This is a genomic window from Porphyromonas sp. C0041D3 (assembly GCF_056590575.1).
Genome location: NZ_JBWPWJ010000011.1, coordinates 16,830 through 43,706, shown reverse-complemented (window position 1 = coordinate 43,706; position 26,877 = coordinate 16,830). Strand labels below are relative to the sequence as shown.

25 protein-coding genes and 2 tRNA genes are annotated in these 26,877 nt (G+C 55.8%); 26 read left to right on the top strand and 1 reads right to left on the bottom strand.

What is annotated here, in order from left to right:
* From AC1EKE_RS07590 to AC1EKE_RS07470, 25 genes are all read left to right on the top strand, one after another.
* Positions 1-227: transposase (locus AC1EKE_RS07590; protein ID WP_480308904.1), on the top strand; the 227-nt coding region annotated here is incomplete at its 5' end.
* Between the two features lie 206 nt (positions 228-433).
* Complete coding sequence (rpsO, locus tag AC1EKE_RS07585; RefSeq protein WP_070467351.1) at positions 434-703, top strand: 30S ribosomal protein S15; 270 nt, start codon at positions 434-436, stop codon at positions 701-703.
* Positions 704-827: 124 nt separating this feature from the next.
* Positions 828-899 (top strand) — tRNA-Glu (locus AC1EKE_RS07580).
* Between the two features lie 63 nt (positions 900-962).
* A complete protein-coding gene (rpsT, locus tag AC1EKE_RS07575) occupies positions 963-1,235 on the top strand; it encodes a 30S ribosomal protein S20 (RefSeq protein WP_070467353.1) in 273 nt (90 codons plus the stop codon).
* A gap of 46 nt (positions 1,236-1,281) precedes the next feature.
* Positions 1,282-1,353, top strand: a tRNA-Glu gene (locus tag AC1EKE_RS07570).
* Positions 1,354-2,107: 754 nt separating this feature from the next.
* Positions 2,108-3,319, top strand: coding sequence for a DNA polymerase III subunit beta (gene dnaN / locus AC1EKE_RS07565; RefSeq protein WP_480308903.1), 1,212 nt, complete (start codon positions 2,108-2,110; stop codon positions 3,317-3,319).
* Positions 3,316-4,125: an exonuclease domain-containing protein gene (locus AC1EKE_RS07560; RefSeq protein ID WP_480308902.1), complete on the top strand. Its 810-nt coding sequence runs from the start codon at positions 3,316-3,318 to the stop codon at positions 4,123-4,125. The genes dnaN and AC1EKE_RS07560 overlap by 4 nt, the downstream gene beginning before the upstream one ends.
* Positions 4,118-5,326, top strand: coding sequence for a bifunctional phosphopantothenoylcysteine decarboxylase/phosphopantothenate--cysteine ligase CoaBC (coaBC, locus tag AC1EKE_RS07555; RefSeq protein ID WP_480308901.1), 1,209 nt, complete (start codon positions 4,118-4,120; stop codon positions 5,324-5,326). The genes AC1EKE_RS07560 and coaBC overlap by 8 nt, the downstream gene beginning before the upstream one ends.
* 18 nt (positions 5,327-5,344) lie before the next feature.
* The gene (locus AC1EKE_RS07550) at positions 5,345-6,217 is read left to right on the top strand and encodes a type IX secretion component PorD family protein (RefSeq protein WP_480308900.1); all 873 of its coding nucleotides are present in this window, start codon (positions 5,345-5,347) and stop codon (positions 6,215-6,217) included.
* Between the two features lie 9 nt (positions 6,218-6,226).
* Positions 6,227-7,906 (top strand): DNA repair protein RecN, encoded by a 1,680-nt coding sequence (gene recN / locus AC1EKE_RS07545; protein WP_480308899.1) that lies wholly within the window; start codon positions 6,227-6,229, stop codon positions 7,904-7,906.
* Positions 7,907-7,939: 33 nt separating this feature from the next.
* Entirely contained in the window at positions 7,940-8,320 is a 381-nt protein-coding gene (locus AC1EKE_RS07540) for a RidA family protein (RefSeq protein ID WP_296158807.1), read from the top strand.
* Between the two features lie 189 nt (positions 8,321-8,509).
* Complete coding sequence (locus AC1EKE_RS07535; protein WP_480308898.1) at positions 8,510-9,754, top strand: MFS transporter; 1,245 nt, start codon at positions 8,510-8,512, stop codon at positions 9,752-9,754.
* Complete coding sequence (locus AC1EKE_RS07530; RefSeq protein WP_296158809.1) at positions 9,751-10,299, top strand: shikimate kinase; 549 nt, start codon at positions 9,751-9,753, stop codon at positions 10,297-10,299. The genes AC1EKE_RS07535 and AC1EKE_RS07530 overlap by 4 nt, the downstream gene beginning before the upstream one ends.
* Before the next feature lies 1 nt (position 10,300).
* Positions 10,301-11,050, top strand: a complete 750-nt coding sequence (locus AC1EKE_RS07525; RefSeq protein WP_480308897.1) for a C10 family peptidase — start codon at positions 10,301-10,303, stop codon at positions 11,048-11,050.
* On the top strand, positions 11,047-12,261 hold the full coding sequence (locus tag AC1EKE_RS07520) for an MFS transporter (RefSeq protein ID WP_480308896.1): 1,215 nt from the start codon (positions 11,047-11,049) through the stop codon (positions 12,259-12,261). The genes AC1EKE_RS07525 and AC1EKE_RS07520 overlap by 4 nt, the downstream gene beginning before the upstream one ends.
* Complete coding sequence (gene hemN / locus AC1EKE_RS07515) at positions 12,251-13,618, top strand: oxygen-independent coproporphyrinogen III oxidase (protein WP_480308895.1); 1,368 nt, start codon at positions 12,251-12,253, stop codon at positions 13,616-13,618. The genes AC1EKE_RS07520 and hemN overlap by 11 nt, the downstream gene beginning before the upstream one ends.
* Before the next feature lie 84 nt (positions 13,619-13,702).
* On the top strand, positions 13,703-14,161 hold the full coding sequence (locus AC1EKE_RS07510; protein WP_296164205.1) for a CD225/dispanin family protein: 459 nt from the start codon (positions 13,703-13,705) through the stop codon (positions 14,159-14,161).
* 1 nt (position 14,162) lies between these two features.
* Entirely contained in the window at positions 14,163-14,543 is a 381-nt protein-coding gene (locus AC1EKE_RS07505; RefSeq protein WP_480308894.1) for a DUF2752 domain-containing protein, read from the top strand.
* A 153-nt stretch (positions 14,544-14,696) separates the two neighbouring features.
* Complete coding sequence (locus AC1EKE_RS07500) at positions 14,697-15,113, top strand: hypothetical protein (RefSeq protein ID WP_480308893.1); 417 nt, start codon at positions 14,697-14,699, stop codon at positions 15,111-15,113.
* A 117-nt stretch (positions 15,114-15,230) separates the two neighbouring features.
* On the top strand, positions 15,231-15,674 hold the full coding sequence (locus AC1EKE_RS07495) for an OsmC family protein (RefSeq protein WP_480308892.1): 444 nt from the start codon (positions 15,231-15,233) through the stop codon (positions 15,672-15,674).
* Positions 15,675-15,903: 229 nt separating this feature from the next.
* Positions 15,904-16,953: an aminotransferase class I/II-fold pyridoxal phosphate-dependent enzyme gene (locus tag AC1EKE_RS07490; protein WP_480308891.1), complete on the top strand. Its 1,050-nt coding sequence runs from the start codon at positions 15,904-15,906 to the stop codon at positions 16,951-16,953.
* 113 nt (positions 16,954-17,066) lie between these two features.
* On the top strand, positions 17,067-19,346 hold the full coding sequence (locus tag AC1EKE_RS07485) for a glycoside hydrolase family 20 protein (protein ID WP_480308890.1): 2,280 nt from the start codon (positions 17,067-17,069) through the stop codon (positions 19,344-19,346).
* 107 nt (positions 19,347-19,453) lie between these two features.
* Positions 19,454-22,336 carry a M16 family metallopeptidase gene (locus AC1EKE_RS07480; RefSeq protein WP_480308889.1) on the top strand — a complete coding sequence of 961 codons (2,883 nt, stop codon included), beginning with the start codon at positions 19,454-19,456 and terminating at the stop codon, positions 22,334-22,336.
* Between the two features lie 700 nt (positions 22,337-23,036).
* A complete protein-coding gene (locus tag AC1EKE_RS07475; RefSeq protein ID WP_480308888.1) occupies positions 23,037-23,993 on the top strand; it encodes a bacteriophage abortive infection AbiH family protein in 957 nt (318 codons plus the stop codon).
* Positions 23,994-24,448: 455 nt separating this feature from the next.
* A complete protein-coding gene (locus AC1EKE_RS07470) occupies positions 24,449-24,712 on the top strand; it encodes a hypothetical protein (RefSeq protein ID WP_480308887.1) in 264 nt (87 codons plus the stop codon).
* Positions 24,713-24,769: 57 nt separating this feature from the next.
* Here the strand turns inward: AC1EKE_RS07470 and AC1EKE_RS07465 are convergent, their stop codons facing one another.
* Positions 24,770-25,741 (bottom strand): IS30 family transposase, encoded by a 972-nt coding sequence (locus AC1EKE_RS07465; RefSeq protein ID WP_480308886.1) that lies wholly within the window; start codon positions 25,739-25,741, stop codon positions 24,770-24,772.
* Positions 25,742-26,136: 395 nt separating this feature from the next.
* On the opposite strand from AC1EKE_RS07465, the gene pyrH reads away from it, so the two are divergent.
* The gene (gene pyrH, locus AC1EKE_RS07460) at positions 26,137-26,850 is read left to right on the top strand and encodes a UMP kinase (protein ID WP_480308885.1); all 714 of its coding nucleotides are present in this window, start codon (positions 26,137-26,139) and stop codon (positions 26,848-26,850) included.
* Positions 26,851-26,877: the final 27 nt, after the last annotated feature.

The window sequence follows — 26,877 nt, the reverse complement described above, 5'->3', positions numbered from 1 at the left end:
TTATGCTCATCACCAAGGAAGGGATGGAGAGTGAGGTGGAGGAGATACGCAATATCGCCAACTTCCTCAGATCAAACGCCACCCCCATTCTGAGGTACTTCTACCGCAGAGAGAACAATGCCAAGGCGGAGGCTCTCAACCAAAACCTCCAGCGCTTCATCAGCGTCAACTACGGTGCTAGAAACTCTGACTTCTTTCTCTACCGAGTCGCCCTCCACTTCTCCTAAATCCCTCACATCAACAAACCCCCTTTCACTATCCTCCCCCTCCCAGCACATCAAAATGCGAATTAGCCGGGCAGCCCCAAAAGGTCAAAAGGAGAGGCACTTGGAGCAACCAACTAAAAGTACTACCTTTGCAGTCGCAAATGTCACCCGGACGTACGGGGTGATTATGCGTCATTATTCACACTCATTTTCATTGTTACTAGATTATGTATCTGGATACAGCTAAGAAGAAGGAAATCTTCGGTGAGTATGGTACGTCAGACCAGGACACCGGCTCAGCAGAGAGCCAGATCGCTCTCTTTACGTACCGCATCTCTCACCTCACGGAGCACCTCAAGAAGCACCCGCAGGACTTCAATACCTCTCGCTCTATGAAGCTCCTCATCGGTAAGCGCCGCCACCTGCTCGACTATCTGATGCGCAACGACATTGATCGCTACCGCGCCATCATCGAGAAACTACACATCCGCAGATAATCATTATCACCCAAGAGAGGGTGTCCGGGGTCAATAATCAACGAAAGTAAGGTCAAAACCCCACAAAGCTTGCAAGAAGTAAAAAACTTTCTTACCTTTGCAGAGCAATAGCACGAAAGTTTTTGGTCCGTTCGTCTAACGGTTAGGACGCAAGATTCTCATTCTTGAAATAAGGGTTCGATTCCCCTACGGACTACTATTCATCCCGACTTCTTGCAGGGACACACTCTCCTAAGGGTGCAGATAGAATAATCCAATCATGGCAAATCATAAGTCAGCACTTAAGAGAATCAGACAAGCCAGCGCTCGTCGCACGCGCAATCGCTACTATGGTAAGACGATGCGTAATGCAGTTCGCGACTTCCGTGCCCTCGACGATGCAGCCAAGGCAGAGGAGACTCTCCCGAAGGTCACATCACTGATCGATCGTATGGCCGGCAAGGGTCACATCCACAAGAATAAGGCTGCCAACCTGAAGCACTCCCTCGCAGAGAAGGTTAATAGCCTCAAGGGTCAGCAGGCTAACGCCTAAGAAGCCGAAGTCATCGCCCTCGAAACGATCTCGGCCCAAGCTATTTGGTCCGTTCGTCTATCGGTTAGGACGCAAGATTTTCATTCTTGAAAGATGAGTTCGACTCTCATACGGACTACATAGTATACGAGAGCTGTCAGTCACTACGACTGACAGCTCTTTTTTTCGCACCATCCCACCGGACATCCGGAGACAGGCCGGGCAAGATCCGGACAGAAGAGCGCGCAAGTGCGCCGCACAGCAAGCCCAGGGAAATGAGGTCCGTCGCCCGAGTAGCTCTCGCTGATCTCTAATACCGATATTAGTCTAGACTAATATCGGTATTAGAGATCACTATTATCGGTATTAGTTTGGCATCATCCTTGATCTCCTTTTTCCGAGACGACTCTAGCAGGGGTGACGCATTTGAGCAGTGCAGAAACTATTCAACTCATTGTGAAGAGTGGAAGACGAAGCACCCCGACAGGGGTGCCCGCTTTTTAGCCACGTGGTCGAGGGGCGTAGCCCCGATGACCCGTGGATCAGGCATTGCAAGCGATCCTGCGACCCCGCCAGGGTGTCGCACTATCAAGCTTGCCCGGGGAATGTGACGCCCAAAGGGGGGCTCTAGGAAAGGGAATTTCTGCTCGGCGACCCGCAAGGGGTCGAGGGGATTAAGGCGGGTATTGACACATCGGTCACCGCTTCGCGGATGACCGATGCCTATGGAGCGAGCACCCTTCGGGTGCCTCAGGGATAAGCCCCCTTCGGTACTTAATTAACCTAATGCTCAAATGCGTCACCCCAAACGACTCTATGGAGACAATTGGTCATATCTGGGCAATTTGGTACTTTTACCCCTAAGTATAAACGATACTCTTATCCGATCACTTATGAAATTTACAGTAGGCAGTCAGCAGCTCAGCAGCAGACTATCGATCATCAGCCGCGTGATCCCCTCCTCCGGCAAGACCGGTGGCACATCGGCCATCATCAACGACATACTCTTTGAGATCAAGGGAGGCATCATCCGTATGACCGGGACAGACGGCGAGACGCGCCTCACCCTGTCGCTCCGCACTCAGTCGCACGAGGGCGAGGACTACACCATCTGCATCCGACCGGAGCACCTCCTGCTCCCCCTCAAGGAGCTCCCCGCTCAGGACCTCACCTTCGACATCGACACAGACAATCAGCACATCAACGTCCGGTACAATAACGGCCACTTCGACTTCGTCGGACAGGACGCCACGAATTACCCCGAGGTAGAGGCGCTGGACGATCAGTCGACAGTCCTGGATCTGCCCACGAGTGTATTCAGCAGGGGACTGACCTACACCGACTATGCAGTATCGGTGGAGGACACCCGGCCCCTCTTGGGCGGAGTGCACATTGACATCAATAAGGAGCAGATCGCATTCTCTGCCACCGACGGCTATATGATGGCGCTGTACAAAAATCGCTCTGTGCAGCTCACGGACGCTCCCGAGAGCAAGTCCTTCACGCTGCCGGGCAAGCCGGTATCGCTGATCAAGCTCCTCTTCACTCACCGAGGCAACGACTCCGCACCGGAGGCGGAGGGGACTGATAGTGAGACAGAGATCTCCTCGCCGACGCTTGAGGATACGATCCGGGTGACCGTGTATGTCAATTACGCCACCTTTGAGCGTGAGGATATGCGCCTCCAGTGTCGCCTGCTCGATGGCAAGTACCCCAATTGCGAGAGCGTCATCCCTCAGGACAATGACAAGAGCATCATCGCCGACCGATCGCAGCTGCTGGCTGCATTTAGGCGCGTCTCGATTTTTGCCAATGACGCCACCAAGCTGATCAACTTAGTCCTGACGCCCAATCAGCTGCAACTGGATGCAAAAGACCTCGGCTACTCGACCTCTGCACAAGAGACACTGCCGGTCAACTACAGCGGTACGGAGAAGTTTGAGATCGCCTTCAGCGCCATCCACCTGATCAAGATCCTCAATATACTCCCCGGAAATGAAGTGGAGCTCCTGCTTGGAGATCGCGCTCACGCCGCCATCATCACGCCACAGGAGCGGGATGAGGAGGAGACGATTATTGCCGTAGATATGCCTCTGCTGATATGAGCGAGCTCGATACCCTTCCGCAGCTTCGACTGGAGCGCCCGCTTGTATTTTTCGATCTCGAGACGACCGGGACGGACCCGGCGAGGGATCGGATCGTAGAGATCGCCCTCGTCAAGGTGATGCCTGACGGGAGCAAGGAGACCTTCTCCTCTCGTGTCAATCCTCAGTGCCACATACCGGAGTCGACGACGGCGGTCCACGGCATCAGTGATGCGGATGTGGCTGAGGCACCCACCTTTGCTGATATAGCGAAGCGTGTGGCCGGCTTCATCGAGGGGTGCGACCTTGCGGGATACAATTGCAACCGCTTCGATATGCCGATGCTGAGCGAGGAGTTTTATCGCTCCGGGGTACCGGTCGACCTGCACAGCCGGAAGGTGGTCGACGTACAGGTGATCTACCACAAGCGCGAGGCGAGGACGCTCTCCGCGGCCCATGAGTTTTACTGCGGATGCACCTTCGACGGAGCACACGGAGCGCTGGCTGACACCGAGGCGACCTACAATGTCCTGCGCGGTCAGCTTGCCAAGTACGATGACCTCCCCAATGATGTCGACAGTCTAGACGAGTACACCACGCAGCGCCGTGTGGTGGACTTCGCCGGGCGATTCATCTACAACGATAAGGACGAGGTGGTCTTTAACTTCGGAAAGTACAAGGGCCGACTCGTCTCCGATGTGCTCGCCAAGGAGCCAGGCTACTTCGGCTGGATGATGAATGGCGACTTCCCAGGGGACACGAAGTTTCAGCTCCAGAAGATCAAGAAAGCCATTGACCTACAGAGCGAAAAGCCCGACCATGCCTAACCTAAGCGGTAAGCACATTGTCCTCGGGGTCACCGGGAGCATCGCAGCCTACAAGGCTGCTCCACTGATCCGACTCCTCGTCAAGGCAGGCGCTGAGGTGCAGGTGGTGATGACGGCAGCAGCGAGGGAATTCATCACCCCGCTCACCCTCTCCACCCTCTCCGGTCGACCGGTGCTGTGCGACTTCTTTGACCACAGCGACGGCACGTGGCACAGCCATGTGGAGCTGGGGCTCTGGGCAGATCTCTTCATAGTCGCCCCGGCCACCGCCTCCACGATGGCCAAGATGGCGTATGGCATAGCTGACAATCTCCTCGTCACCTGCTACCTCGCCACACGAGGACGGGTCTACATCGCCCCGGCAATGGACCTTGACATGTACCGCCACCCTTCGACCATCGCCTCCGCTGACCGGCTCAGAGAGATGGGAGCGACGATACTCGAGGCTGAGGAGGGAGAGCTGGCGAGCCACCTCATAGGCAAGGGTCGACTGCCCGAGCCGGAGGAGATCGTCCGCAGGATAGAGGAGGATATGGCCGAGGCAACGATACTTGCCGGGAAGCGGCTACTGATCACCTCGGGACCAACGTACGAGCGGATCGACCCGGTCCGCTTCATCGGCAATTACTCCTCCGGACGCATGGGCAAGGCACTCGCCGAGCAGGCGATCCGGATGGGTGCAGAGGTCACTCTGGTGACCGGTCCCGCCCAGGTCCTCCCGACTCCCCACGAGAGACTGCGGGTGATCCGGGTCGAGAGTGCTGATGAGATGCTGGAGGCCTGCCGCTCAGTGACCTCGTACCAGATAGCCATCTTCTGTGCCGCCGTGGCAGACTACAAGGTGGCTCATCCCGAGGAGCAGAAGGTAAAGAGGGAGAGTCGACCCTCGATGACGATCGAGCTGGTCTCCAATCCCGACATCGCCGCACTTATGGGCAAGGAAAAGGACAAGGAGCAGATACACATCGGCTTTGCCTTAGAGACCCATCTCGATCTTGAGCAGGTGAGGGGCAAGATGGAGCGGAAGAATTTTGACCTCATCGTCGCTAATACCCTTGAGGACGAGGGAGCAGGATTTGGCACCGACACCAATCGAGTGACACTACTCAGTAGGGACGGCTCTATCGAGCGCTCTCTGCCACTGATGGAGAAGGAGCAGGTAGCACTCGAGATCCTCTACACCCTACCTCAGCTCAGGTAATCGTAGCCCTGCCCCCCTATGCAGATCTTCACTCGCCCTATTGCCCTCCTCGTCACACTCCTGCTGAGCGCGATGGCGGTACCACTCTCAGCCCAGCAATTGGTCACCTCACACGTAGAGGTCGATGCCACAGCGCTGGGCTCGACAGCCGCCAAGGACGCAGAGGGACTGAGTGAGCGGGTACGGCGATTTGCCGACGGCTTCAGCCCCGATGTGCGGCTCAGTATGACCCCCAAGGAGCCTGTCTCGGTATCGATCTACATTCGGCTCACTGCCGGGTCGGGACAGCACTTCACGGGAGACCTCACGCTCACCGCCTACAGACCGATCTACGGGAGTGAGCGGCAGAGTCCGCTCTTCGTGGTGATGGAGCGCGAGATACCCATCTCCACAAGCGAGGCGGGGACCTACTTTCCCCTACCCGGTTCTATCCCGGAGAGCATCCTCGGGCGTCGACTCTACTACTACCTGACGATGTCGATGCTGCTCTACTATGACTCCTTTGACACCCTCGGCGGTCAGCCTTTCCTCGATCATCTGCAGCAGAGGTCAGAGCAGCTCAGTGACGCCTGGCGGGAGAGTGGCGACCTCCGCTCGGCTCCCCTCAGCCCGGATCGGCTACTCCCCGAGCTGCGCACAGGTGAGGGCACTCGCGGGCGAGAGCTCTACTGCCTGTACCACAGAGAGGTGCTGGATGAGCCGATGGAGTCGAGGAGCAGAGAGAGCCTCACCTACTGGCTCAAGGAGATGAATAAGCTCCGGCTCTCGATGCAGGCGCCCCGCCTGATCCAGATGATCAGCGAGACTAAGTCGGGAGAGCTGCAGCAGTGGAGCAAAGATCCAGAGGTGAGGAGTCTATTAGAGGAGCTTATCCCCTGGGTCAGAGAATAGAAGGAGTATATGATCACACACTTGCACATCAAGGATTTCATCCTCATAGACCACCTCGAGTGGGACCTCCGAGAGGGCTTCACCTCGATCACCGGTGAGACCGGCGCCGGTAAGTCCATCATCATCGGAGCCATCGAGCTCCTCCTTGGAGGTCGAGCAGACATCCGCAAGATGCTCCGCTCCGGTGCCTCAAAGGCGGTGGTCGAGGCCTCCTTTTGCTTAGAGGAGCGGGTGGGCCTGAAGCCGGTTTTTGAGAAAAACGATCTCGACTACAGCTCCACCTGCATCCTACGGCGCGAGGTGCTCAGGAGCGGAAAAAGCCGAGCGTTTGTCAATGACACACCGGTATCAGCTGGCTTACTCAAGGAGATCGGGGACCACTTGGTCGACATCCACTCTCAGCACCACAATAGGCTCATAGGTGATCCGGACTTCCAGCGCTCCGTGATAGACACGCTCTCGGACAATCAGGGGGAGCGAGAGGCTTACGCCGAGAAGTACGCACTCTACCGGAGACTGTCAGCTCAGCTCGCGTCGGAGCAGGAGCGGGTCCGCAAGCAGCGAGAGGAGGAGGACTACATCTCCTTCCAGTACAAGCAGCTGAGCGACGCCCACATCACTGCGGGTGAGGAGGCTGAGGTCCGTGAGCGTCTCACCATGGCGGAGCATGCCACAGAGATCTCCCAGCTGATGCAGGAGCTGGCAGGGCTTGACGGCTATGGTCGCGAGGAGGAGGTCTCGGTGCTGTCGAGACTGCACACCCTCGCCCACGACTGCAGGGGCTTTGCTGACACCTTTGCCCCTGCAGGGGGGTATGGCGAGCGGCTGGAGGCGGTCTACATCGAGCTTGCCGACATCAGTAGCGATGCGTCTCGTCAGCTGGACGAGATAGAGATCGACCCCCAGGAGGTCGCCCGGCTCCAGGATCGGATGAACCTCCTGCAGTCTCTGATGTACAAGCACAACGTATCGGATGGGGACGGATTGATCCAGCTCCGTGACCAGTACAAGGAGCAGCTGGACTCCATCACCTCGGCGGACGATCGCATAGAGGAGCTACGCCGAGAGGTGGAGCGAGCTCGCCACGATGCAGCGGAGATGGCACAGCAGCTAACGAAGAGCCGGGAGCTAGGGATCAAGTCCTTCGTCCCCTCGCTTATGGAGGCGATCGATGAGCTCGGCATAGCGGGTGCTTCCTTCAGGGTCAGTCTCACCAAGACCAAGGATCTGACCCCGACCGGTGAGGACGAGATCCAATTCCTCATAGCGACCAATAAGCAGACGACCCTCCAGCCTATCGATGAGATCGCCTCCGGTGGAGAGATCTCCAGGATCATGCTTGCCCTCAAGGCGATCATCGCTGAGCGGCAGATCCTCCCGACGATAATCTTCGACGAGATAGACACCGGGGTCAGCGGTCGAGCCGCCGAGCAACTCGGGCGGATCATGAGGCGGCTCAGCCGGCACCTCCAGGTGCTCTCTATCACTCACCTGCCACAGATCGCCGCACAGGCGGACCATCAGGTGGTGGTTGAGAAGGAGGAGGGTCAAGACACCTATAATACCTCTCTCCGGCCCGTCGAGGGCGAGGAGCGAGTCGCGGCAATCGCTGCGATGCTGAGCGGTGCAGCTCAGACCGAGGCAGCTCTCGACAACGCCAGAGAGCTGCTGACGCACACCGAAGACTAATCCCAAACCAATCACTTATACAAAAAACCAATCATGTCTAAAAAAGCTATTTCTACAGAGAAGGCACCGGCAGCCATCGGTCCCTACTCACAGGCCATCTGCACCGGCGATCTTCTCTTCATCTCAGGCCAGCTGGGCCTCAACCCCGAGACCGGTAAGCTCGCCGGTGACACAGTCGAGGAGCAGTGCAGACAGTCCTTTGCCAATATCAAGGCGATCCTTGCCGAGGCCGGTATGACGATGGACAACGTCGTCAAGTGCATCGTCTACCTGACCAATATGGGAGACTTTGCCTCCGTGAACAAGATCTATGCGGAGCAATTTTCTGCTCCCTTCCCGGCACGATGCGCCTTCGCCGTTAGCGCCCTCCCGGCAGGTGGCGTGATCGAGATCGAGGTGACTGCAGCCAAGTAAGGCGATCACTTTAGTACAAAAAAGGCGGGTACTGATCCTATTCCGGATCAGTGCCCGTTTTTTTTTGCTAAGGGCGAAAGCGAGACCACACATCAAAATTGTATGATGCGCTGACTGTGAAAATCTCAGGCAAAAGGACCACGCAAAGGGGCGCGATTGTGTACCTTTGTGGCTCAAAGAGCAAAAGTCATGACTGAAAATCATACCCAAGATCAATCCTCAGTCCGCCGTCAGGTGCTTGCAGTGATTGTCCTCTTCGGCATCATCAGCATGCTGGGAGACGTCGTCCACGAGTCCGCTCGCAGTGTCAATGGTCAGTACCTCAGTCTCCTCGGCGTGTCTGCGGCTCAGGTGGGGCTGGTATTCGGTTTGGGCGAATTCATCGGCTACGCGCTCCGTCTCATCTCCGGTGTCATCCTCGACAAGAGTGGCAAGTACTGGCTCTTCCTCTTCCTCGGCTACGGGGTCCACTTCGTGATACCACTGATGGGCTGCACCACCAGCTGGGGTGTACTCATCGTCCTGATCCTGACAGAGCGGATCGGGAAGGCCTTCCGCAGCCCGGCCAAGGACACGCTCCTCTCCGGGATATCCGAGAGGCAGGTGGGACTGGGCTTCGCATTTGGACTTCAGGAGGCACTGGATCAGCTCGGCGCCTTTCTCGGTCCACTGATCTTCACCGCAGTCTTTTACTACGCCGGTCAGAGTGGTGTGGGGGAGTTTCAGCTCGGGTACAGGCTGCTGGCGATCCCCTTCGTCGTGCTGATGCTCTTCCTCGTATACGCCTGGCGACGGGTGTCACGCTTAGAGCGTGAGCATGGCGCTGTCGCTCCGGCGGGGGAGCCGGGGAGGCTGAGCCGGATGTTCTGGATCTACTCCGCCTTCACCTTCTTCACAGCCTTTGGTCTGCTCAACTTCGGCATCATCGGCTATCACCTCAAGGTGCAGTCCGTTATGTCCGACACGATGATCACGATGCTCTACGCCGGCGCCATGGGTGTCGATGCCTTAGTGGCACTGCTCATCGGGCGAACGTACGACCGACTGAAGGAGTGGACCGGCTCCAAGACGGGGGGCATCCTCGTCCTCCTCATCGTGCCACTCCTCACCCTGCTGCTGCCTATCCTCACCCTCAGCACCTCAGTCCCGGTGGTCATCTCCGGGATGGTGGTCCTGGGAGTGATCCTCGGCGCTCACGAGACCGTGATGCGCTCAGCGATAGCCGACCTGACGCCCTACAAGAAGCGCGGACTCGGCTTCGGACTCTTCAATACCTTCTACGGGCTGGCTCTGCTTGCCGGATCAGCTCTCAGCGGGCTGCTCTACGACAAGGGGCTGACGATGGTCATCATCATCCTCACCGCTGTATCGGAGGGGATTGCCCTCGTCTTCTATGGAGTTATGTATCGTAAGGTAAGAGCAACAGCAGCGTGAGACCACTCTTCCTCATAGGACTCCCCGGAGTGGGCAAGAGCACCATCGGCAGGCTCGTTGCCGAGAGGCTCGAGCTAACATTTGTCGATACAGACCTCTTCGTCGAGAGTCGGTACCACGCCTCCATCTCATCGATGATCGCTTGCTGCGGGATCGACAAGTTCCGCAAGAGAGAGCGAGTGGCTCTGCTGGAGCTGCTACAGGAGGAGGACACCCTCATCGCCACTGGTGGAGGGCTACCTATATGGGAGGACAATATGGACCGCATGCTCGCCCATGGGCTGGTCGTCTACCTCCAATCGCCGCTGGACCTACTCGCCGAGAGGCTCTACAGCGTCCGTGCGACCCGACCGGCAGTGGCTGACAAGACGCGGAGCGAGGTGCGCGACTACCTCGAGATGGTGTCGGAGAAAAGGGAGCCCTACTACTCCCGGGCGCAGGTGGTGGTGTCTATTGGTCACCTGCGGAATGCGGAGGAGGAGCGCATGGCTGCGGAGCAGGTGATAGAGGCGATACGACAATATATGGAGAAGGAGGATGCCTGAGATGGAGAGAAGAGAAAGCCTCAAGGCACTCCTCAGCGGCTCTGACCTCATCACGCCCGAGGAGGTGACCGAGTACATCCCGATGATGGTGCGCACGATATGGCACCAGGGTACCCCCTTTGACCTCCATACTCCGATCCGAAGAGGGCTGCGACCCTCCTCGTCCATCGGTCGCTCCCCTGCCGGCTGTGCACCCGTGGCGCTGGCTCAGCTACTCACTCAAGTGGCGGTAGAGCGCGGCTCCCGAAATCCCCTCTTCCGCTCCCTCGAGCGGGTCTCCGCCCTCGATCCCCGGGTCACCTCCACCGCCTCCGAGCGAGAGATGGCAGGTCGATTTCTCTCGGAGATAGGCACCGCCCTCTCGACGATCTACACGACCGACTTTGGGCTCACCTGGCCGTGGCGTATCCGACTTCTCCTCACCCGGATGGGCTTTCATCAGGCGAGGCTCCACTGGTGGGGGCTGAGAGAAGCAATCGAGCGTAGCCTTCGAGAGGGACTGCCGGTGATCCTCACTGCCGGACGGGAGGACCTCACCTTCCACACGTGGATCGTGGATGGACTGCTCCGCACGGAGGATGCACTCTATCTCCACTGCAACTACGGCTGGGGTGGTCGGGCCAATGGGTACTACCGCTATGGGCGATACGACGTATCCCGAGGACCGATCTTCCGCAGCCCCGAGGAGCAGAGACTGCCTCGCACCTCCTCGGGACGATACCACCTCCTCCCCTCCGTCATCACCCTATGAAGCAGAAGGATAACACTCTATACAGAGCTGAGGCACTGACACTGGGGACGTTTTTCTGCCTCTACGTGGCGCAGTCGATCCCCTCGAGCTTCCTCTCCACAGCACTGCAGGTGATGATGCGGGAGCAGCAGTTCTCCCTCTCCTCCATCGGGCTCCTCCAGCTGGTCAAGCTCCCGTGGATACTGAAGTTCCTCTGGGCGCCCCTGGTGGACCGGCACTGTCTGACGGTGCGGGACTACAAGCGCTGCATCATCGTCTCGGAGGTGATCTACGCCGGACTCCTCTGCGCCATAGGTCTGCTGCAGGTAAGTAGCGACATCTACTTGATCCTCGGGCTGATCATCCTGGCGCTGATCGCCTCCGGGACACAGGACATCGCCACCGACTCCCTCGCAGCGCTGAGCTACGGAGGGCGCGACAAGAGTCTCGTCAATACGATGCAGTCCTCAGGAAGCTTTGCCGGCACACTGGTCGGTAGCGGGCTGCTCTTGGTCGTCCTACACCGCTACGGCTGGCAGGTAGTCCTGCTCTGCCTGGCACTCTTCGTGCTGCTGGCACTGGTACCCTTAGGGCTGGAGCGGCAGATCTCTTTTGAGAAAAAAGATCCCAAGCGACGTGCCGGGATCGGTGACTTCGCCCTCTTCTTTTCCCGGAAGGGGATCTGGCGCCAAGTGCTCTTCCTCCTACTCTTCTACTCGGGCCTGATGGCGATACTGCCTATGCTACGTCCGTGGCTGGTGGACCAGGGGTTTGATATGGGCTCCATAGGCATCCTGAGCGGACTGCTCGGCACCGGTACCGCCTTTGTCAGTTCCATCGTCGCGGGCTTCATCGTCCGACGCATCGGGATCTATCGGGCTCGGAAGCACTTCGCCACACTGATCTTAGTCGCCACACTCTACTTCCTCACGCTGACGCAGGTCGAGGTCAGCACGCTCCTTGTGAGCATCGGTGTGATGCTCCTGTGGGCGGCTTACGGGAGTGCAACGGTCGTCGTCTATGTCTCCTCCATGGAGACCCTGCGTGCGGGCCGCGAGGGGACAGACTTCACGGTGCAGATCGTGATCACCCACCTCTGTGGCATGGGGATGGCGATCCTTGGTGGCGTGGTCGCAGACCATACTGGCTACAGTGGACTCTTTGCCCTTGCCGTGCTGCTGGCACTCATCTCACTTATCTATATACACCTTGCCTATAAAAATGAAAAATAGCGATACCCTCCTCGAGAAGTACAATCAACCTGTCCCCCGCTACACCAGCTACCCGCCTGCCAATTTCTTCCACAGCATAGAGCCGAAGGACTTCCTCGCTGCCGTAGAGGCATCCAATAGTGCCTCGGACAACCACGTCTCCTTCTACATACACATCCCCTTCTGTCGCCAGCTCTGCCACTTCTGCGCCTGCAATTCCTACCCGATGGCTCACCCGGATCGCATCGAGGGGTACGTGGAGGCGCTCCATAGAGAGATCGACCTGATCGCCACGCACCTCACCCCGGGGCGCAAGATCTCACAGATCCACTATGGCGGTGGCAGTCCCACTGCCATACCCGTCCACTACCTCCGCGAGCTCAATGAGCACCTCCTCTCCCTCATGGAGACGATCGACCGACCGGAGATCGCGATCGAGTGCCATCCCGGCTACCTCGATGAGCATGCATGGTCAGAGCTGATCGACTGCCACTTCAGTCGCTACAGTCTCGGGGTGCAAGACTTCGATGAGGAGGTGCTCCGGATCGTCCACCGCGAGCCCCCACGCCTCCCGGTCAGCGAGATCGTGTCGATGCTGCACGACGCAGGGGCGACGGTCAATATGGATCTCCTCTTCGGTCTGCCACGCCAGACGGCGGAGAGCTTTGCGCAATCAGTCCGGATGGCGGCAGAGATCCATCCGGAGCGGATAGTCACCTTTAGCTACGGTCACGTGCCATGGGTACACAAGCGGCAGTTGATCTTAGAGCGGGCAGGTCTCCCGGAGCCGGGCGAGAAGCAGGCTATGTACCGCCGTGCTGCCGACATACTCCACAGCAAGGGCTACCGATCCATCGGGATGGATCACTTTGTCCTCCCATCCGACGAGCTCAGCATAGCTCTTGACGAGGGCCGACTGAGACGAAATTTCCAAGGGTACTGCACCCTCAGGACCACGGCGCAGGTCTATGCTCTCGGTGTCACCGGCATCAGTCAGCTCGGCACCGCCTATGCGCAGAACGGGCGAGACATCACCGAGTACATCGACACCCTCAGTGCCGGTCGACTCTACACCGAGAGAGGCTATCTGCTCTCCCCGAGGGAGCAGATCGTCCGTGAGGTGATCGAGACACTGATGTGTAACTACCGCCTCCGGTGGAGCGAAGTGGCTGAGCGGCTCGGCATAACTGCAGAGGAGACTATGCAGGCAGTGATATACGACCGGGACAAGCTACACGAGATGGCGGCTGACGGGCTGATAAATCTGACCCCAGAGGGCATCGAGCTGCCTATCGGCTCTCCCTACGTACGCTACGTGGCCGCCTCACTCGATCCCCTGATGCAGCAGACGGATAAGCGCTTCTCCAAGCCGGTGTGAGCCGGCACTCTCCCTCGTGGCACCGGTGGTGATTTTTACATAACTTTGCTCTTAGACACAACCACGCTTACCAGCACAAAACTTATGTCAGAGTACTACATACTGAACGGATCTGAGCAACAAGGACCATACACCATCGACCAACTCAGGGGGAGAGTGACCCCACAGACCTATGTGTGGAGAGAGGGACTTGCCGACTGGGTCCAGGCGATCAACCTCCCGGAGCTCTCAGGACTACTTGTCCCTGAGGGGGCTGTACCTCCACCCACACAAGGGCAGACTATTACCACTAAGCCCAAGGACTATCTCGTGGAGTCGATCCTGGTGACCATCTTCTGCTGTATGGTCTTCGGGATCCTGGGGATCGTCTACTCCGCGCAGGCCAATAGTGCCTTCTCGAGCGGAAACGTCGCCGCAGCCAACGAATTTTCCGCTAAGGCGAAGCAGTGGGTCACTTACGGCTTCTGGAGCGGCATTGCCGTAGCTGGGATCTACCTATTCCTTATGATGATTGGTGTCGCCTCAGGCATATCCCTAAGCTGAGATGCGCCCCCGCATCAGGTATCTCCTCATAGTACTGGCACTTGTGGTGGCAGCTGTCGGCTACAAGTGCCTCGACCCATCCGTGGTACCGATCTTCCCGAGGTGTCCCTTTCGGCTACTGACGGGGTACCTCTGCCCAGGCTGTGGGTCGCAACGGGCGATCCACCATCTGCTCAATCTCGACCTCGCCGGAGCCTGGCAAATGAACCCCCTCTTCGTCATCGCCCTACCCTACCTCGCTCTCGCACTGCTCCTCCAGCCACTCGCACACCGCTCCCCTCGCTGCGCCAGACTTAGAGACCTCCTCGTGGGCTACCGCGCATCAGTCTTGATCTTGGTGGTGATCCTGCTCTTCTGGATTGGTCGCAATATAGTGGCGTAGCCATCAGGATTGACACAAAAGCTCCTCCCGTCCATTTTCGACAAGCTTTTGTGACAAAGAAAAAGACTAATTAACGGAGAAAATTTGGTTCAATCACCGATATATTAGAACTTTGTGATGCTAAATGTTTCACCAAACCAAAATAGCAAGATTATGAAAGTCAAGAATATTCTCATCGCCGCAGCGGCACTCGTAGGTCTCACCCTCTTCGCATCTTCGTGCAAGGAGGATGACGGAAATATCCCCGAGAATGCCTCCTCCATTGCCAACACCAAGTGGGTGGCAGAGGTCAAGGACAATAAGACCGACATCGACCCCGTGGCGTGGATCCTCACCTTTGATGGCAACAACCGCTTTACCCTCACGAGCAAGGCGGGCAACCTGGGTGCCGTGAGTCACTCCGGCACCTACATCTACAAGCACCCCAAGGTAACCCTCAGCCTCGACAAGGCGTGGGACGCACAGCCGACAGTACTCTCTTTTGACCTCACCAGGACCTCAGAGGAGACGCTCACAGGCTACCTTTTCACCAAGAAGGTTAAGGTCATCTTTACAAAGGAGAAGAAATAACCTCCTCCCATCTCACGATAAGCACTGCCGGCACTCAGTCGGCAGTGCTTTTTTGTGCCCAAGAGAAGGAAAAAAAGTCGTACGTTTGGGGAGATCATCCCATATAAAGAATGCATTATGAGCGAAAAGAAAACCATCAAGCTCGTCGCTCGCGCTGAGAGCGAGACCGAGTGCCGCACGGAGATCAAGGTCCGGCAATTCACCTTCCTCACCGATGAACCGACCAACGAAGGCGGCACCGATGAGGCTGCCAATCCGGTCGAGGTGCTCCTTGGCGCCCTCGCCGGCTGCGTCAATGTCGTCGCACACCGAGCTGCTGAGCGCATCGGCATCGACCTAAGGAGCCTTCGCCTGACGGTCATCGGGGAGCTGGAGCCTGAGCTGGGGCCGGCTATCCGGAGGATTGACATCCGTATGGAGGCAGACCTCGAGGCCGATGCCGACCAGAAGCGCCGCTGGCTGGAGATGACCGAAGCCCACTGCCCCATAGCACAAACGCTCATCCGGGGCACCGTGGTTCACCTCGACCTGATCAAGAAGCAGAGGGACATCTGTTGCTGAGAGAGCCCCATTTTGCCCTCCGATACCATCCATATCCCCCTCCGAACTAATATCGGTATTAGCGGAGACTAATATCGGTATTAGAGAAAACTAATACCGATATTAGACGAATCTAATACCGGTAAAGAAAATTCGTCTGGACTCCCCCTGCCATGCTCTCGAAGCGGGACGGGGGTGTGGGCGATTATTGGTACCTTTGGTCTTGGAAAAATAGAACTCATTGCTATATATGACTCACACGGTAAAAGGGTCCGCTCACAAGGAGCAGGACGTAGAGCCCGAAGTAGTGCTCGACTTTAGTACCCTCAAGTGGCAGGGAGCGCGTCTGGAGCCGATCAAGGAGCATTTGGTCAATCACATCGACCTCATCTCTAAGTCACCCGGCGACAGCAGCACCCGCATCGCCCGGCTACTCTCGCGACGACTGGAGATCGACGAGGACGAGCTACTCATCACCGATGGCGGTGATGGGGCCGTACGACTGATCGCCGATGCACACCGAGGAGCTTGCTCGCTGATCCTCCCTCCCACAGGGATGGAGTTTCGGCAGGCACTGCACCACGCCGGCCATGAGGTAAGGGAGGCCCCGGAGGGGACCCAGCTGGCAGACTTAGTCACAGAGGGTGTCGACTTCGTCTGGCTCTCCGTGCCGAGTAACCCGGACGGCAAGGTCTATCGCCACAGAGACCTCCTCGCGCTCCTCAAGAAGCATCCCGACACGACGATCATCGTCGACCTCTCTATGCGGAAGTATGTCCTCGAGGAGACGCTGAAGGTGTCGGACATCCAGAAGTACCCCAATCTCGTGGTGCTCTCCTCCTTCTCCCGCGCCTACAACCTCGCCGGGCTCTGTGTCGGCTACATCTGCGCCCGACCCGACTTCATCAATGGCCTCAGGGAGGACTACGTCCCTACCGGTATCAGTTCGCTTGCGCTGGAGGCGGTCCACTACGTGCTGGTGCACCCCGCATCCTTCACGATCCCCATCCGCAAGTGGCTGAGGGACGCACGACTGCTCGCCAAGGAAATCGACAAGATCGAGGGCTTCGAGAGCAGGCTCAGTGATGCCCCATTCTTCATAGTAGAGTGCAGCAGTCCTGCTCAGCAGGTGGCGGAGTATCTGCTCAAGGAGCACCATATCCTCGTCGGCACAGCAGCTAAGGGGATCGACATCCATGGCAACGAGCTGCGCATCGCCCCCCTCCCCCATCAGGCGGAGAATGATGCCCTCATCGAGGGACTCAGAGGCTGGGCTGAGGCAGACCACGCGACGCTCTGAGACGACGAGACTGACCATATCATGAGTGTACACCCCGACCGTAAGGCGAGAGACCTTTGGCGGATAGGAGTGTACACTCTTTTTTTAGTTTTACACCCCATACCACAGAGACCATGAGACACCCGGCGATCACTTTCACCCTCTTTCTCCTCATCCTATCGAGCTGTCACTTGGGAGGGGGCAAGTCCTCCGACTACCCTGCCCTGCTCCCGATGCCCGAGGAGGTGGTCTGGCAGGATGGTGGCGTGGTGCCACTCACCAAGGGGCACACGATCGTCCTCCCCTCGGCGGACGAGCGAAACCGCATCCTCGTCGAGGGGCTCAATGCGGACCTCTGCAAGGCGGGCCTGCCCACTCTGGAGCTCACGCCGGAGTACACCTACGGCTCGGTCGTCTGCACGATTGACGCCAAGGAGCTGACCACCCCCGGGGCCTACACCCTCTCTGTCAAGCGTGGCGGTATCCGGATCACTGCTGCCGACGAGGACGGGATAGGCTACGCCATCCAGACTCTTAGGCAGCTGATCCTGCCGACAGGGATCCCGATGGTGGAGATCAAGGACAAGCCTCGGCTTGAGTACCGCGGACTGATGCTGGACGAGAGCCGACACTTCTTCGGTGTGGAGGAGGTGAAAAAGTTGCTCGACGAGATGCAGCGGTACAAGCTCAATCGCCTCCACTGGCACCTCACCGATGCCGGCGGCTGGCGCTTGGAGATCAAGAGTCGCCCACTCCTCACTGAGCGAACCGCCTATCGCACCGAGAGCGACTGGGTGAAGTGGTGGATAGAGGGCGACCGGCGCTATGCAAAGGAGGGGTCGCCAGGTGCCTACGGAGGGTACTACACCCAGGAGCAGGCACGGGAGATCGTCGCCTACGCTGCCGCCCGCGGGATCACGGTGATCCCGGAGATCGAGATGCCGGGCCACAGCGAGGAGGTGCTGCATGCCTACCCGGTGCTGAGCTGCAGCGGTAGAGCTCGGCGAGGGGAGAGTGACTTCTGTATCGGCAACCCGATGAGCTACGAGTTTCTCCGCGATGTGCTGAGCGAGGTGTACGACATCTTCCCCTCCGCCTACATCCACCTCGGCGGGGACGAGGCGGGCAAGCAGGCATGGAAGAGCTGTCCCAAGTGTCGCGAGGTGATGCGCCGTGCCAAGCTCAAGGATGTGGATGAGCTGCAGAGCTACTTCATCCACCGTATGGGCGAGATGATTGAGAAGGACGGTCGACACTTCATCGGCTGGGACGAGATCCTCGAGGGAGGCTTGGCTCCCGGAGCGATCGTCATGTCGTGGAGAGGCATGGAGGGTGGTCTCCGGGCCGCCCGCAGCGGGCATCAGGTGATCATGACCCCCAGCCCACAGTGCTACCTCGACTATTATCAGGAGGACCCTCTCTCCGTGGACTACGAGAGCAACGAGGGCTACTGCGACCTCGCCCAGACCTACGCCCTCGACCCGTTGCCGGAGGAGCTTACCCCTGAGGAGCGTGCCCTGATACACGGGGTGCAGGGAAATATGTGGACGGAGTATGTCAAGACGAATGAAGCTCTTGAGTACAAGATCTTCCCCCGCCTCCTCGCCATCGCCGAGATCGGCTGGACACCGCAGGAGAAGCGATCGTGGGAGGACTTCCGCATACGGATCAATCGGCACATCCCCATGCTCCACGAGCGGGACATACAGGCATATGATCTGACCAATGGGCTTCGGCCCGAGACCGAGGTCGACCGGGATGCCGGTCTCACCCGCATCCGCTGGACCACGGAGCTGGATCCCTGCGAGATGAGGTACCGAGTCGATGGCAAGGTGCCCGAGATGAGTGACCCGCAGATCCGGGAGGACCAGACGATCGAGGTGCGTGACAGCGCTGACATCGTCGTCCGGCAGTTCCGCAACGGCGAGCCGGTAGGCGATCCCGTCACGCTGCGGGTGGACCACCACCGCGCCATCGGCAAGCCGATCCGGTGGGAGACGCCCGTGGAGGGCAAGTACAGCGGGGGAGGATTTGAGACCGTCCTGACGGACGGCTACCGTGGGTCGGTCTCCTTTGGTGACGGACGCTGGTACGGCAACATCGTCACCCCATCCAATATCGGCATACTCGACATGGGCGAGGAGACACTGATCAGTAAGGTCTCCACCCGTTGCATGCACAATACCATCCCCGGGATCTACGCCCCCGAGTGGGTGGAGCTCTCCGTCAGCAGCGACGGCGAGGAGTGGACAGTGGTGGATCGCATCGAGTCCTCGCTCGACCCGGCGGACAGGAAGCTCCACTTCGAGACCTTCACCTTCTACCCCCGCACCACCTGCCGGTACCTCCGGATCCAGTATGAGGAGGCGCAGCGGGGGCAATTCCTCTTTGCCGATGAGCTGGTAGTCTGGTAAGAGAAGCGTGCAAAGTGAGTACCTTAGGACTTGAGACTACCAACTTTTTCCCCTAAATTTGCCTACGAATAAAAACTACAAAACTTATATACAAAATCAATCAACACATGAGTAACCACTTTCTTACCCTCCTCTCCGGAGTGATGAGTCTCGCCGCCGTGGCGATACTCCCCGGCAGAGCGCAGGATGCACAGCAGCAGACGCCTCCGCTGCCGATCGACAAGGATGTGCGGATGGGCAAGCTCGACAACGGGCTCACCTACATCATCCGTCACAACGAGAAGCCCAAGGATAGAGCCCATTTCTACATCTCTCAGCGCGTCGGTAGCGTCCTCGAGGAGGACAACCAGCGCGGTCTCGCTCACTTCCTTGAGCACATGGCCTTCCAGGGTAGCAAGAACTTCCCCGGCAAGGGCATGATCGACTATCTGGAGAAGAATGGTGTAAAATTTGGCTCCAACCTCAATGCCTATACCGCCATCGACGAGACGGTCTACCAGATCATGAACGCCCCTACGACGAATCAGAACTTCGTCGACTCCTGCCTCCTGATCCTCCACGACTGGAGCGGCTACCTCGACCTCACCGATGAGGAGATCGACAACGAGCGTGGCGTGATCCAGGAGGAGTGGCGCACGAGAGACAACGGCTCCATGCGTGCCCTCCAGCAGTTGCTCGCCTCAGCCTTCCCCGAGGGACACCGCTACGGCAATCGTCTACCGATCGGCACGATGGACGTCGTGATGCATTTCCCCTACGATGCCCTCCGCAAGTATTATCACAAGTGGTACCGCCCAGACCTCCAGGCAATCATCGTCGTCGGAGACATCGATGTGGACCACGTAGAGGCGCAGATCAAGAAGACCTTCTCCTCCATCCCTATGCCGGAGAATCCCGCTGAGCGCGTCTACTTCGACGTACCGGATAATCCCCAGCCAAAGGCAGCTGTGATCACCAATCCCGAGGTCACCGGTACCCAGATCTCTATCGCACAGACCTACGATGCGATGCCTAAGGAGCTCAAGGCTACCGCCGTCGGCTTCCTCAATGACTTTATGTCCAACGTCATCAGCAAGCTCTTCGCCAACCGCTTTGATGAGATCCTCGAGCAGCCCAATGCGCCCTTCCTACAGGCCTCTGTCGGCATCGGATCCTTCATCGTCGCACAGACGGAGGACGCCTTCCAGGCCGATGTGGTCGCCGAGGAGGGCAAGTACGCCCGTGCCCTCGAGGCTCTGACCGCCGAGCTGGCTCGCGCCCGCAAGTACGGTTTCACCGAGGGAGAGTACAGCCGTGTGATCAAGAAAGTCCTCGCCGACTTCGACAACGGGGTCAAGGAGAAAAAGAATAGGACCAACGAGGACTACGCCATCGAGTACTCCGCCTACTTCACCCGCGGCAGCTACATCCCCGGCATCGAGACCGAGGCTATGCTCGCCCAGCAGATGGCCCAGATGATCAACGTCCAGGCGATCAATCAGCAGCTGGCACAGATGATCCCCGAGCAGGCGGGGAAGAATTTCTTCATCTCCATCATGGCGGTGCAGAAGGACGGCCTCACCTACCCGACCCCCGAGGAGCTGCTCGCGGAGTTTGACAAGGGGATGAAGCAGGAGGTGGAGCCCTACAAGGAGACCGTCTCCTCCGAGAGCCTGATGGAGCAGCTGCCCCAGCCCGGTGCTGTCGTAGCCACGAAGGCTGACCAGGCATTCAAGTCCACCAAGTGGGAGCTCTCCAATGGCATCAGCGTCTACCTCCTCCCGACCGACTATGCTGACAATGAGATCAACATCCGTGCCGTCAGCCCCGGCGGTCTCGTCCGCGAGGATCCGAAGGACATCAACGTCCGCGCCACCAATGACTTTGCCGAAGTAGGTGGCTACGGCGGCCACACGCCCAATGAGATCGAGAAGATCCTCACAGGGCGCAAGGTCTCCGTCTCTGCATCCATCGGTCGCACCAGCGAGACGATCTCCGGCTACGCTGCCAAGAGCGACGCTGAGCAGCTCTTCCAGGCGATCCACCTCATGACCACTGACCTCCGTAAGGATACCGCGCTCTTCAGCGCTGCCCGCGACCGTCAGGTAGCGATGCTGGAGGCGGCCATGAGCAACCCCACCAAGACCATTCTCCGCGACTCTCTCCCCTCCATGATCTACGGTGGCAATCCTGAGGCACTTCCCCTCACCATTGACCAGATCAAGTCGCTCGACTACGACAAGATCCTGGAGACCTACAAGAGCCGCTTCTCCGATATGGGCGACTTCACCTTCTTCATCGTCGGTGACTTCGAGCTCGACTCCATCAAGCCTCTCGTAGAGCGCTATATCGCCACCCTGCCCAATACCGCCCGCGGTGAGACCTGGCAGCGTGAGCTCGCCCTCCCGACGGCTAAGAAGTCAAGCGACCACCACTTCACCTACGAGGTGAGTACGCCCTCTGTCTTTGTCATCGACATGCTGATCAAGGACAACGCCACCTACGACCTCAAGAACATCCTCATGGCCGAGATCCTCAGCTCGATCCTCGACCAGCAGTACCTCGTCTCCATCCGTGAGGAGGAGGGCGGTACCTACGGCGTCTCCGCCATGGGCTCCGAGGACGAGTTCCCCACCCCCACCTCACAGATGATGATCGTCTTCCAGACCAATAAGGAGCAGGCCGAGCACCTCAACCAGAGAGTCAAGGACGAGATGAAGGAGATGGTCGAGAAGGGGCTGAATAAGGAGTTCTTCGAGAAGGCTATCCTCAATATGAAGAAGCAATTTGACGAGAACCAGCACAAGAACAGCTACTGGATGAACCAGCTCGAGATGCAGGTGCTCCGTGACCGGAATACCGATGACAAGTTCCTCAAGACGCTCGACAGCATCACCATCGAGGATGTCCGCCAGTACCTCAAGAACATCATGACCGACAACACCTACCTCGAGATGATCGCCATCGGCGAGCCCGCAGCCAAGGAGGCTGCCGCTAAGCCCGCCGCCTGATCGCGCGAGGAGTCATACCCTTAATCAATCGCAGAGCCGCAGTGGAGCACCCGCCCCACTGTGGCTCTCTTTTTTCCCTCTTTTCCCGCTCAATCCTATTGGACTTATAGGTCAAATAATGGACACATAAGGGTATAAGGCAGTATTTGGCTAAGTCGTATTTGGAGGTGGAGGGAGAGGGACGTGCATGATTTCACAACCTTACTCCAGTCAGGTCGCACCCCATCTTGAGGTATTTCAGTCACAGGTAGAGCAACGCTAAGGCTAAAGCACATCGCCTCATTAGCGTCAACTACAAAGCAGGTAACACCGACTTCTTCCTCTACCAAGTCACACTCCATTTCTCCTAAATCCCTCACATCACCCCCCTTCACCATCCTCCCCCTCCCAGCACATCGAAATGCGAATTAGCCCGAAAAAAACACCAGTACAAAACCCCAATGGCTGTCTGGTTGGAAAATAATAAGTAAATTGCACTAGTAATTTGAATCTACGCTAATTAAAATTTCTATTTAAAATTGTATTTATGAAAGGAAAGCATTATCTTTATGGGTAATATTAATTAAAAGAATGGCGGTGCAACGAATTTAATACTTGGTTTATTAGTTTCTCTATTCAGTAATATACTAATAAAAGAGTTCTGTAAGATTGCTGTAACGATGTAGATAATATATACAGATCAAACATATAAAACAAAACTATGAAACTATACATTATTGGCAATGGCTTTGATATGGGTCATGGAGTTCCATGCAAATATTCAGATTTCTACACATATCTTGAACGTAACAGAGAAGATGTTTTAGAAAAAATGGAGCGATATTACTATGTTGATAGCGACTCGGAATTATGGTCAGATTTTGAACGAGGATTAGAAGAAGGTATCTGTTATGATTCTCTTGCAGATATAATATATGAAAACACCCCTAATTTTGCTTCAGATGAATTCCGGGATGCCGATTGGTATGATGCACAAATTTATATAGAACAAGAATGCGATGAATTGTTAGACAAAATTCGTTCAGGTTTTGAGGAATGGATAAATTCATTAGAATTGAATAGAATAGCAAAGAAGTTCGAAATAGACAGAACAGCCTATTTTCTCACTTTCAACTATACTGAAGTATTAGAGCTGGTCTATAGCATTCCCGCTGAAGATGTTTTGCATATACATAACAAAGTGGGAGAAAACTTAATATTCGGACATGGTAAGGATATTGGAAAATTTAATGTAAAAGAGGCATTGTATGGGGACGAGAACGCCCACCTCATCATAGATGAAGAAACAGGAGAGATTACAACTACAGAAGATGGACATGAACAATTTGCGGAAGGAGCTGTCTGTGCATTCTATGACAAGATGTGTAAGCATACAGAGAAAATCATTGAGGCGCATTCAGATTTCTTCCGTGGTCTTGCCGATATAGATGAGATTATCGTAATTGGGCACTCGTATAATGAAATAGATTTCCCTTATTTCAAGAAAATTTCAGAATCTGTCAGCAACGGAGCAAATTGGGCTTTATACTATTACTCGGAGGATGACAGGATGAATGCAGAAGGGCTGATGGAAGAGTTGTATATCAACAAAGATTTGCAGCATTATAGGCATTGTTCTAAAATAGTAATCAAGGAGTCCAAACAGAATCAAGTTTAAGGCTATTAAAATCAACGCGTTTTTAGTAATGATTTAATTTTTAAGAAGAATATGATAGTAAAAGAAAGTCTCAAAGAATATTTTGAAAGAGAAGGACGCATACAATGCGGTCTTGTAATGTCAAGTGCGTTAATCGACAAACTCGAGATTTACGGTTTCGTGGAGAATGATCCCATTATTAGCACTTCCCAAAACAATCCTTATGTTGGCATAAATCCTGATTGTATGGATGACACTAACAGAATCATCTGCTCTGGTTTTATTTATCAAAAAAGATTTTCACCGATGGCTATTACATTTTCCCTGTTTATCATACGATAGTTCGACAATATGTAATACGTGAGATACCTTTGTAGCTGATTTATGTGCAAGCACTCAATAATAATAATCATTATCAGAAAATACGGTCCAGAAGAATAAGCAGTATTACTCCTACCGACCTAAAAAAGCATAACATGCCGGAGAATATCGTGTGCAAAAATGGAATGGCTTGCTACAAAACGGATTTAAAAACAATATTATGCATTGACGATCCTAGTCCGGATGAGGCAATCTCGGGCGTATGCCGTTCTGTTCTCGCATTATGCAGATACTTTGATGAAGGCACTGGAAATGTTCATTTCACTTTGTTAGATTATGCCGATATATTCTCTGGCAAGGAGATAGATTTGAATGATTCCAAACAAATCAGATACGATCCCTATGAGGCTGTGTTCTAAATACCTGTTCCCATGACATATATAGAATATACAAACAGCAGATTCGACTTCGTAGATTCAAGGACGAAGTGCAATAGGGAGGAAGAAAGGGGCGAAAAGTTTGAAAGGGGAGATGTAGTCATGTTTCTTCTTGGGTCTATTGTTGAGTAACGTCTGGATTCCAAATAGTCGATCGTCGTCGAAGTCAGAGAAATCAGATTTTTTAGGGATGTATTGTCTGATGAGCTTGTTTGTATTCTCGATGGCCCCCTTTTGGCAAGAAGCGTAGGGGTCGGCAAAGAAGACCGGAATACCGAGAACACGAGTAATTGTCTCGTGATCTCTAAATTCAAATCCGTTGTCGGTAGTAATAGTCTTGAGTTTATCCTTATAGGGGAGCAACAGCAAGATAGCTGCTTTAGCAGCTGCCGCCGGATTAAAACCTCCATCAATTTTCTTGATGAAACACATGTTGGTAGATTTCTCGACAAGGGTAAGGATGGCAGACTTCTGTCCTTTGGCAACAATGGTATCCATCTCAATGTCCCCAAATCTCTCTCCATCGACCTCCGTAGGTCTCTGATGGATAGAGACTCTGTTAGGGATATGAGCGGCAGAGGATTTCTTGTAAAGACCTCTACTCCGATGTTTGAGCTTATGACGACAGTTAAGGTAAAGGGAGCCGCCTCTAGCCTTATTCTTCCTAATCCATTGGCAGATAGTTTCGTGAGAGATGCTGATCCCTTCCCTCCGAAGAGTACCGGATATCTGCTCTGGAGACCATTTGTACTTGGTTAGTAAGGTAAGCACTTTATAGCGGTACCTCTTTTTTGTCCGCCTGTTTCGAGCTGATCGAGCCCTGTTTTCCAGAGCCATCTCATTGGCTAGGGCAGGGATGTATACTCCTGTTTTCGAGAAGTTTCTCTTTATCTCTCGGCTGACGGTAGAAGGACTAACTCCGATCAGACGTGCAATCATACAGAGTGGCACGTTCTCCTTAAGTCCATTCTTAATTACGTACCTTTGTGATGAAGTGAGTTGCTTATACATAAATAGAAATATTTGGGACAATGTAAAAGTAACTCATTTTGAGGAGACTGCGGTCTCCTCTTTTCATTTGGGGGGATCGAAGAGGAGAGTCTGGTCGACGCGAGAGTCCCCCTCCACCCCCAAAGGGGGGATGTGGGCGGGGGACTCTCGCCAAACTTTTTCCTCTAGTGTTGCACTTCGAAGTTGAACCTAGGATTTGGTCCCCTTCGAAAACGTCTCCGGTGACGCTACCCGACCGGGAACCGCCTGTATGGAGCCCCCCTTCTCGATACAGACACCGTATATTATAAGGAAAAACGGTAGCCACCCGGAGCAGGAAATTGGGTCCCGAGTCTTGTGTATACAGCTTTTTTTATTAGGTTTGTCAGTGGTAAAACTCATTTGAAAAATCATTTATGTCCAAATACAAGCGAGTACTGCTCAAGCTCAGCGGGGAGTCCCTCCAAGGTGCTCAGGGCTATGGCATAGACCCTGAGAAACTTAGCGCCTACGCCAAGGAGATCAAGGAGGTAGCAGACGCCACCAGTACCGAGATCGCCATCGTCATCGGTGGAGGCAATATCTTCAGGGGACTGACCGGCATCGGCAAGGGAGTCGATCGCGTCAAGGGCGATCAGATGGGGATGCTCGCCACGGCGATCAATAGCCTCGGTCTATCAGCCGCACTGGAGACTGCCGGGCTGGACTCCGTGGTCTTCACCGCCATACAGATGGCCCCGGTAGGTCGCTTCTACAATAAGTGGGACGCCCTTGCAGCACTGCGGGAGGGAAAGATAGTGATCTGCTCCTGTGGCACCGGCAACCCTTACTTCACCACCGACACCGGTGCCTCCCTCCGAGCTGTGGAGCTGGAGTGCGATGCGATGCTAAAGGGGACCCGCGTCGACGGCATATACACCGCTGACCCTGAGAAGGATCCCACCGCCACCAAGTACGACACCATCACCTACGACGAGATCTATGCTCAGCACCTGCGTGTGATGGACCTCACCGCCACAGCCATGTGCCGGGAAAATGGGATGCCGATCGTCGTATTTAATATGGATAAGCCCGGCAACCTCATGCGACTCCTCTCAGGAGAGAGCGTCGGCACACTCGTCACCGAATAATCAACCACCGCCTACGGCGGACCATAC

Bases quoted from the DNA above. Each gene is read 5' to 3' on its own strand.
- rpsO (WP_070467351.1), top strand. From the start codon at position 434: ATGTATCTGGATACAGCTAAGAAGAAGGAAATCTTCGGTGAGTATGGT.
- rpsT (WP_070467353.1), top strand. From the start codon at position 963: ATGGCAAATCATAAGTCAGCACTTAAGAGAATCAGACAAGCCAGCGCT.
- dnaN (WP_480308903.1), top strand. From the start codon at position 2,108: ATGAAATTTACAGTAGGCAGTCAGCAGCTCAGCAGCAGACTATCGATC.
- AC1EKE_RS07560 (WP_480308902.1), top strand. From the start codon at position 3,316: ATGAGCGAGCTCGATACCCTTCCGCAGCTTCGACTGGAGCGCCCGCTT.
- coaBC (WP_480308901.1), top strand. From the start codon at position 4,118: ATGCCTAACCTAAGCGGTAAGCACATTGTCCTCGGGGTCACCGGGAGC.
- AC1EKE_RS07550 (WP_480308900.1), top strand. From the start codon at position 5,345: ATGCAGATCTTCACTCGCCCTATTGCCCTCCTCGTCACACTCCTGCTG.
- recN (WP_480308899.1), top strand. From the start codon at position 6,227: ATGATCACACACTTGCACATCAAGGATTTCATCCTCATAGACCACCTC.
- AC1EKE_RS07540 (WP_296158807.1), top strand. From the start codon at position 7,940: ATGTCTAAAAAAGCTATTTCTACAGAGAAGGCACCGGCAGCCATCGGT.
- AC1EKE_RS07535 (WP_480308898.1), top strand. From the start codon at position 8,510: ATGACTGAAAATCATACCCAAGATCAATCCTCAGTCCGCCGTCAGGTG.
- AC1EKE_RS07525 (WP_480308897.1), top strand. From the start codon at position 10,301: ATGGAGAGAAGAGAAAGCCTCAAGGCACTCCTCAGCGGCTCTGACCTC.
- AC1EKE_RS07520 (WP_480308896.1), top strand. From the start codon at position 11,047: ATGAAGCAGAAGGATAACACTCTATACAGAGCTGAGGCACTGACACTG.
- hemN (WP_480308895.1), top strand. From the start codon at position 12,251: ATGAAAAATAGCGATACCCTCCTCGAGAAGTACAATCAACCTGTCCCC.
- AC1EKE_RS07510 (WP_296164205.1), top strand. From the start codon at position 13,703: ATGTCAGAGTACTACATACTGAACGGATCTGAGCAACAAGGACCATAC.
- AC1EKE_RS07505 (WP_480308894.1), top strand. From the start codon at position 14,163: ATGCGCCCCCGCATCAGGTATCTCCTCATAGTACTGGCACTTGTGGTG.
- AC1EKE_RS07500 (WP_480308893.1), top strand. From the start codon at position 14,697: ATGAAAGTCAAGAATATTCTCATCGCCGCAGCGGCACTCGTAGGTCTC.
- AC1EKE_RS07495 (WP_480308892.1), top strand. From the start codon at position 15,231: ATGAGCGAAAAGAAAACCATCAAGCTCGTCGCTCGCGCTGAGAGCGAG.
- AC1EKE_RS07490 (WP_480308891.1), top strand. From the start codon at position 15,904: ATGACTCACACGGTAAAAGGGTCCGCTCACAAGGAGCAGGACGTAGAG.
- AC1EKE_RS07485 (WP_480308890.1), top strand. From the start codon at position 17,067: ATGAGACACCCGGCGATCACTTTCACCCTCTTTCTCCTCATCCTATCG.
- AC1EKE_RS07480 (WP_480308889.1), top strand. From the start codon at position 19,454: ATGAGTAACCACTTTCTTACCCTCCTCTCCGGAGTGATGAGTCTCGCC.
- AC1EKE_RS07475 (WP_480308888.1), top strand. From the start codon at position 23,037: ATGAAACTATACATTATTGGCAATGGCTTTGATATGGGTCATGGAGTT.
- AC1EKE_RS07470 (WP_480308887.1), top strand. From the start codon at position 24,449: ATGCCGGAGAATATCGTGTGCAAAAATGGAATGGCTTGCTACAAAACG.
- AC1EKE_RS07465 (WP_480308886.1), bottom strand. From the start codon at position 25,741: ATGTATAAGCAACTCACTTCATCACAAAGGTACGTAATTAAGAATGGA.
- pyrH (WP_480308885.1), top strand. From the start codon at position 26,137: ATGTCCAAATACAAGCGAGTACTGCTCAAGCTCAGCGGGGAGTCCCTC.